The 6,410-nt window shown below is 50.0% G+C and carries 12 protein-coding genes; 1 reads left to right on the forward strand and 11 read right to left on the reverse strand.

Going from position 1 to position 6,410, the window contains the following annotated elements; genetic code table 11:
• Positions 1-122: 122 nt before the first annotated feature.
• From GFC01_RS19870 to GFC01_RS17390, 6 genes are all read right to left on the reverse strand, one after another.
• Positions 123-245: a hypothetical protein gene (locus GFC01_RS19870; RefSeq protein ID WP_279233515.1), complete on the reverse strand. Its 123-nt coding sequence runs from the start codon at positions 243-245 to the stop codon at positions 123-125.
• A 231-nt stretch (positions 246-476) separates the two neighbouring features.
• Complete coding sequence (locus tag GFC01_RS17370) at positions 477-905, reverse strand: type II toxin-antitoxin system VapC family toxin (RefSeq protein WP_152948411.1); 429 nt, start codon at positions 903-905, stop codon at positions 477-479.
• On the reverse strand, positions 883-1,125 hold the full coding sequence (locus GFC01_RS17375) for an AbrB/MazE/SpoVT family DNA-binding domain-containing protein (RefSeq protein WP_152948412.1): 243 nt from the start codon (positions 1,123-1,125) through the stop codon (positions 883-885). Before GFC01_RS17375 ends, GFC01_RS17370 begins: the two co-directional genes overlap by 23 nt.
• Before the next feature lie 48 nt (positions 1,126-1,173).
• Positions 1,174-1,923: a prepilin peptidase gene (locus GFC01_RS17380; protein ID WP_152948413.1), complete on the reverse strand. Its 750-nt coding sequence runs from the start codon at positions 1,921-1,923 to the stop codon at positions 1,174-1,176.
• 4 nt (positions 1,924-1,927) lie between these two features.
• Entirely contained in the window at positions 1,928-2,440 is a 513-nt protein-coding gene (locus GFC01_RS17385; RefSeq protein ID WP_479723390.1) for a stage II sporulation protein M, read from the reverse strand.
• Between the two features lie 173 nt (positions 2,441-2,613).
• A complete protein-coding gene (locus tag GFC01_RS17390) occupies positions 2,614-3,231 on the reverse strand; it encodes a CpaB family protein (RefSeq protein ID WP_152948415.1) in 618 nt (205 codons plus the stop codon).
• A 151-nt stretch (positions 3,232-3,382) separates the two neighbouring features.
• On the opposite strand from GFC01_RS17390, the gene GFC01_RS17395 reads away from it, so the two are divergent.
• Positions 3,383-3,934, forward strand: coding sequence for a beta/alpha barrel domain-containing protein (locus GFC01_RS17395; RefSeq protein WP_152948416.1), 552 nt, complete (start codon positions 3,383-3,385; stop codon positions 3,932-3,934).
• Here GFC01_RS17395 and GFC01_RS17400 read toward each other — a convergent pair.
• From GFC01_RS17400 to GFC01_RS17420, 5 genes are all read right to left on the reverse strand, one after another.
• Positions 3,902-4,567: a hypothetical protein gene (locus GFC01_RS17400; protein WP_152948417.1), complete on the reverse strand. Its 666-nt coding sequence runs from the start codon at positions 4,565-4,567 to the stop codon at positions 3,902-3,904. The genes GFC01_RS17395 and GFC01_RS17400 overlap by 33 nt on opposite strands.
• A gap of 13 nt (positions 4,568-4,580) precedes the next feature.
• A complete protein-coding gene (locus GFC01_RS17405; protein ID WP_152948418.1) occupies positions 4,581-5,021 on the reverse strand; it encodes a hypothetical protein in 441 nt (146 codons plus the stop codon).
• Positions 5,022-5,078: 57 nt separating this feature from the next.
• Positions 5,079-5,300, reverse strand: coding sequence for a hypothetical protein (locus tag GFC01_RS17410; protein WP_152948419.1), 222 nt, complete (start codon positions 5,298-5,300; stop codon positions 5,079-5,081).
• A 16-nt stretch (positions 5,301-5,316) separates the two neighbouring features.
• Positions 5,317-5,487, reverse strand: a complete 171-nt coding sequence (locus GFC01_RS17415) for a hypothetical protein (RefSeq protein WP_152948420.1) — start codon at positions 5,485-5,487, stop codon at positions 5,317-5,319.
• 64 nt (positions 5,488-5,551) lie between these two features.
• A complete protein-coding gene (locus GFC01_RS17420; protein WP_152948421.1) occupies positions 5,552-6,100 on the reverse strand; it encodes a hypothetical protein in 549 nt (182 codons plus the stop codon).
• Positions 6,101-6,410: the final 310 nt, after the last annotated feature.

The following is a 6,410-nucleotide window of genomic DNA, read 5'->3' on the forward strand; positions in this document are numbered from 1 at the left end:
CTGGGCGGTATTCCAGTCGCCCTACGGGCTCCTTCCATACCACCCAGAACGATATTATGTTCATTAACTGGAAAAAATCGTCCAAAATTATTGGCCATTTTTTATCCAAAATTATTGACCGTTCACACTTGTTGTACATACAGGATGATGCTGTACAGTAATCGGTGTTTTTCACGACGAAGTATGCCGCCGCTATCGCCGCCGACACGGACAGGGCGGCCATTGGTTTCTTTGCCGTAGCTCATCCCCCCTCACGAAAAACCCGGTGGTGTGTGTTGGTACCACCAGCATCTCGGTCGTTCAGGTTGATTTCGATCTTCGTTGACCGTATAGTTTCCGCCACCTCCGACAAAATGGTTTTTTGGGACGCAAAAAAGAGAGAACCAAAAAAATGATTCTCTCTTGAAATTGGATTTGTTAGAATATAGCTTTGTTCAGCGAATCAGGTAGCTGTTGTTAAGTCCAAAAGAACCGGGTTAAGTCAACGCTTTTTCCGTTAACCAAACTATTTTAATTTTATCGGCAACCCTCTCGAATTCACGATCCCCCGTCAAGAGCGGCGCATTTTTCTCTAGGGCCAGCGCCGCCGCAAAACAATCCGCGTAGGAAATCCGGCCTCTTGCCTTAAACTCTCCCGCGATTTTGGCTCTATCCCAGGTAGCATCCACAATACGAATATTCTTGGCTTGAACCAGCTCAAACTCGAAATTTTCAGCCGACGCTCTGCCGCGTTCCCGCAGAATGGTATAATAAACCTCTCCCAAATTAATCGCGCTGATGAAGAAGCGAACCTTTGAATCAGACAACAGTTTTTTGACCAGTTCCCCGCCTTCTTCCGCTTCCAAAAAAGCCAGAAGGGCATAAGCGTCCAGAACGTAACTTTCACCTGTCTTCTTCTCTTTCAATTTCCAGGGCACGTTCTCTTAGCAGCGACCGGGTTAAGCTGGTTTTACCCTTCAGTGCTCCATATAGATTAATAAACGGTTTTTTGTTTATGGGAATCAAAACCAATTTACCATCAACCATTTGCATGTCAAACCTGTCCCCCTGTTTTATGTCATGCTTTTTCCGTATCTCAGAGGGTATCACTATCTGCCCTTTCGACGACACCGTTACTACCGGCACTGCCTTACACCTCCTTGCCTTACATGTTATACGTAAGACAACAGAAAGTCAAGCGAAAAAATTCAGGTACCAATTGATTACCGCCTGGCCCCAGACCGCTGCAGCCAGCATTCCCGTAGCTAAAAACGGCCCGAACACCATAGCGTCTTTCCTGCCTTTTTTCCCGCTGATAAGCAAAGCTATTCCTGCCAGGCCGCCCAGGAAAAACGCGGTCATTAGAGCCAGGACATTGCTCCATCCTAAAAACAGCCCGGCAGCGAACGCCAGCTTTATATCCCCGCCGCCCACGCCGCCTTTTGTAATTACGGCCAGGAAATACAGGAAAGCCGCTGGGATAATCGCCCCCAGCAGGACGGGCACAGGGTTGGCTTTTAATATCAGGTCCAGAACGACGCCGGCTACTATCGCGAAAACCACTATCCTGTCCGGGATGAGCATGTGTTCCAGGTCAGTGAATGTCACCACGACCAGTATACACGCCAGGACCATATATTTCAGCAGGGTCAGGCTTATACCGAAACGCAGGAATAAAGATACGAACAGCAGGCCGGTAAGCAGTTCCACCAGAGGATACCGCAGGCTTATTTTCGCCCCGCACTGCTGGCACCGACCTTTCAGCCATATGTAGCTAAATACCGGGACGAGTTCTACCGGGGCCAACTTATGGCCGCACGCCGGGCAGTGTGAACCGGGGAAAACCACCGATTCCCCTCGCGGTACCCGGTGGATGACTACGTTCAGGAAACTGCCGATAAACAAGCCGAACAGGAAAATGACCGATGTTACCGCCGCACCCATCGCTTCACAACCCTGTTTTAGCCCACATCCAGGCCATTACCAACGGCGAAATCCACGTCTCCAGAACTGCTGCTACCACAAACAGCGGCAAAACCAGCCTGAAAAACGTCCTCGCCCGGTCATGAGCCATCATGTCCGACATCCCTATCCCGCATGCAAGGCACAGTGCCGACAATTCCGGTATTCCGTGTGGCAACATGCCGAGCGCAGATACGCTTGCCGGTATCCCTTCCGTGCTGAAATACCAGACCGCGCCGGAAATGATCAGGCCGTTAACCACGAGAACGACGACCGGAATAAATTTCGCCGACCGCTCCACCGGGACAGACAGAATTTGTTGTACCAGCTTGAACGGCAGAACCCTGGCGAGCGATCGCCTTAACCTGTTGCCGAACCGGGCAATTTCCCAGACGAAAATGACGAACAGGGCCACGCTCAGGTTCTTCAGCAATACGAACAAAAAGAAGTTCAGGTTATCTTTATCGATCTCGTGTACCACGCCTTCCAGGTTGTTCACCGTGACGGCTACCGGCGTCCTGATCCATTCCGGGTAAATCGCGCCAGCCGAGAGGCTTAGAAGCAGAATCGAGACGGAGATCCAAAAGTATCTCTTCAGAAGAATCGCCCCCTATGTCGCTTTATGTCGATATGTATACAAAGGATATAAAAAAGCCGGGCGTAAAACCCGGCCTACTTCACCCTCACCAGGTACACTCCCGGCTGTTTCGCGTTCGCAACGATGTCCTGTACTTTGTCCACCGGCACCATCAGCTCCACCGCCGCAGGCACTTTCGTTCCCGCGCTTTTGAGCGCATCTCCGACACCGATGTTGCCGCCCGGCGCGATGTAGTTCCCTCCGGAATCGAGCACGGCCAGCACTTCAACTTCGCCCGCCAGCTTAGCTGCCTGTCTGTTGTCCCCGGCAACATAAACGTCCACCGTGTCCCCGGCGGTAACGTTACCGGAAGTGGCCAGCGTAGTCTGTACGGTCACGCTCGCAAAGCCGGGCTTGAGACCCTGCGGGGATACTTCGTTCTGGTAGATCAGGTTCCCCGGCATCACGCTGGTTAGAAGAGATTTGCCGATCACGTCCGTGGCCAGACCCTTCAGGGAAGCCGGCACCTGGACTTCCTTCACCTGGTCTTTCTGCACTACCGTCCGGGCTGGAATGAATCCCACCGCTTCGTAAGCCTTCACGGTCTTCGATGCCTGAACGTATTTGGCATTGCCCGCATGGATGATGACCAGGGTGACTATCAGCGCAATGAAAAGAGAGATCAGGATGGCGAACAATTTCTTTCTTTCCAAACAGCTTCAGCTCCTTCGTGAAGAATTGCACCGTTGTGCGCAATTGGTTGCACTGATTAATTAATGCTTCTTCAGTAAAAGACAGGAAAACCAGCCCACAATAACGAAATGTACTTAATTTAACAAGATTCAAAAAAGGGGTGCTCTTGAAATGCAAACATTTGATATTTTTTTAGTCGAAAAAATGTCATACATTCAAATAGGAAATGGACCATTTTTAGGATTCTGCTACGTTCCAACCGCTCAAAACTTTATTGAACGCATTGTAAAAAATATACCACCATCGGGCTTAGATCGCGTCCTATACTTAGGATACATAGGGATAAAAGAAGCTCAATTAGATGAATACCTAGCGTTGAAAATCGAATGCATGCCGCCTTTTACCCACTTTACTTTTGCTATTCTTTTTCCCGCAAAAAATCTTTTATTTCTTCCGTCCATATTCACTGCGACAGACGTATATATTACTGGCAGCAAACATCTATGGGAAATTATTGACCCTACAAACACATCTAAATCAGACGATATTTATAGCTCGCTTATTGAATTTTGTGATAAATATGCACCACAGCAACTATTCTCCATAAAAGAAGGTCTGGATGAAGCCTTGCACAGCTTTTACAAGGACATAAGTAACAGTACGATACAGTGCTCTGAAAACTTTAAACGACTAGTAATTGAATACTTTCAGTACTGGAAATAGATCTACAAATTTACCACCGGCATTGATCTTTGCAATTTTTGTAACACCTAGGCCGCCTTTAGACGCAAAAGAAATAATAATCTCTTTTTCAATGTTCTTGCTCAATATAACCACAGCTCCTTCGTGAAGAATTGCGCCGTGTCGCAACGGCTTCCTGAATTTCACATCGTACACGAAAGGCGGCCGCGGCAGAAAGCAGCCTTTTTCCCAGAACGCCTTTCCCTCGGCCGCCTTCTCCCGGATCAGTTTTTTGAAACTTCCCGGCACGGACGTGGCGGTTTCCCACAGGTAAAGCCCTGGTCGGGTCTCGTATATCAACTGTAGGTCCCTTTCCACGCCATCCCGCTGTTTCCTAACGTCTTCACCGGGACGGTATTTCACGTGTACTTCATAAGCCCTGTCCCAGCATCCAACGATTCTGTTCCGGACGAGCAGTTTCGCCCAGTGCCTGTTGACTGGCACCAAGCGAATATACTCGTACTTGATCGCCCGCCTCGCTTCCAGTATGGAATAAAAAAACGCAGCGCACAGGACGATCTCGACGCACGACAATATCCCGCTGCCGGTGAATAATGCGATTGCCCCGTTGATTATGATCAGCCACATTATGACGTCTCTTCCTTTGGTACCCACCGAACCGTCCCCCTTAAAGCGAGGGCGTACAGTAGTGAACCTGCACCGGAGACGTTCCGGTAACCATGTTCGTCACGTAGTGGCTGACGCCTCCGGCGCTTACCCGCATGGGAAAATTTATTACGCTGGAAAATATGCCGGCATCGACGACCTGATTGAACGGATAGCTTATGCGGACGGACACCGGCTGTCCGTAAGGGACCGGCCCGCCGGACGGTTCGACCGTAACGGTCATCGCGCCCGGGTTGAGCTTGCCCTTTTCGCAGAATGTCTTGAGCTGCTGGTTGGCTATGTTGGTGTAGCCGCCGTACTGCGCCATGCTGTCGGCGATGAGATTGGCCTCGGATTGTAGCTGAAACCATTCCACCATGCCCACATACAGGACAACGCAGCTGAAAAAACAGAACAGGAAGAATATCAGTATGCCGATGAAGGTAATTATTTTGTCGAGCAAACCATCACCCCCATAGGGGGCACGGCTGCCCGCGCCCCCGATGCAATAGTTGGTTAATTACTGGATGGTGAATTTCTGCTTGATCACATTCAGCATTCCGTTTAAGAAATCCGGGAAGAATATTTTCAGTATTTCGTAACCGGCCAGTATCAGCATTACCGCCACAAATGTCAGCCCGGCAATAGTGGCGAACGTTGGAAGGTTGCCTTTTTCGTTTTGAACCATGACCGTTAAGCGAATAATTTGACGGGTCACTTTGTCCTTGATTTTTTCAAGCATTTTAGTTTCACCCCCCTTACATGTGAAATGAGCCTAAAATAAAATCAAACACCCTGCCCAGCAGGGGGAAGACGTAAGGCCCCAGTACGATAGCCAGGAAAACGCACAAAACGACGATCACGAAAGCCATGCCGAGGTCCCACGCGAGTTTCTTGATATTGCCCTTTTCATTCGTCAAGTTATCCACATTAAATTTCCCCTCCTTGATTGGATTTTGATATTTGCCCCAAAAAAAGCCCGTACTGAGGGCCTCAACTTTGAACCGATACGGAACCTACGTTGGCGAACCGCCGCATGGTGATATAATAAGGCGGCACTTTCATGCCCAGAATGGTACCCTGAAAAACGGGCACATCCATCGTGACCAGATAACCCGGCTGGACAGCCATGCCGTTCGCGCCGCCGAGCTTGTCCGGCAGGGGATCGCCTGCGTTGATGACATCGAATCCTTTCAGGACGACGGGAGCTGGAAAACTCCCCCCGGTGAACCGATCCCCGCCGTAAGCCGTATTCGTTATAATGGAGTAGGCTGTGACAAAATACCTTTTCGCATTGTCCGGGTCGAGCCGGATGACGCCGGTCATGGCGCCGTTCAAGTTGTCCGCAAACACCGCGTATTTTATCGCCGCATCGATGTCTTCGTAATTTTTGTAAGCATTTTTCATTATCCCGGCTGCCATGATGGCCACAACGAGCAATCCTACCATTACCACGGTCAAAAAAAGCCCCAGGAGAAAAATCGAAATAGATCCCCTTTCGCTGCACAATCGTTTGTTAAAAATAAACATCACCTGGTTCAAAAAAGCTCACAATACCTAACAATTGTTGGTTTTTGTGAACCCGGCCTCCCCATGACCAGGCTTTCGCTCCTTTCTGGATTGGATTTGCCTGCTCCTGGGGGCAGGCTATAGCGACAGGGAGACCTCGGCCCCGGGAGTCCCACCCGGACGGGAAAAACGGCGCTTCACGGGCTTAAGACACTCGGACATAAGGGGAAACCACACCGGGTTTCCATCCTGCGTTGACCGTGAAGCGGTCCAACACTCAAGTTTCTTGAGCGCCGGACGCCTCCCGCGATCTGTTAGATACGGCCTACCGGTTTGTCCGGCA

The sequence above is a fragment of the Desulfofundulus thermobenzoicus genome (assembly GCF_009428905.1).
Classification (GTDB): Bacteria; Bacillota; Desulfotomaculia; order Desulfotomaculales; family Desulfovirgulaceae; genus Desulfofundulus_A; species Desulfofundulus_A thermobenzoicus.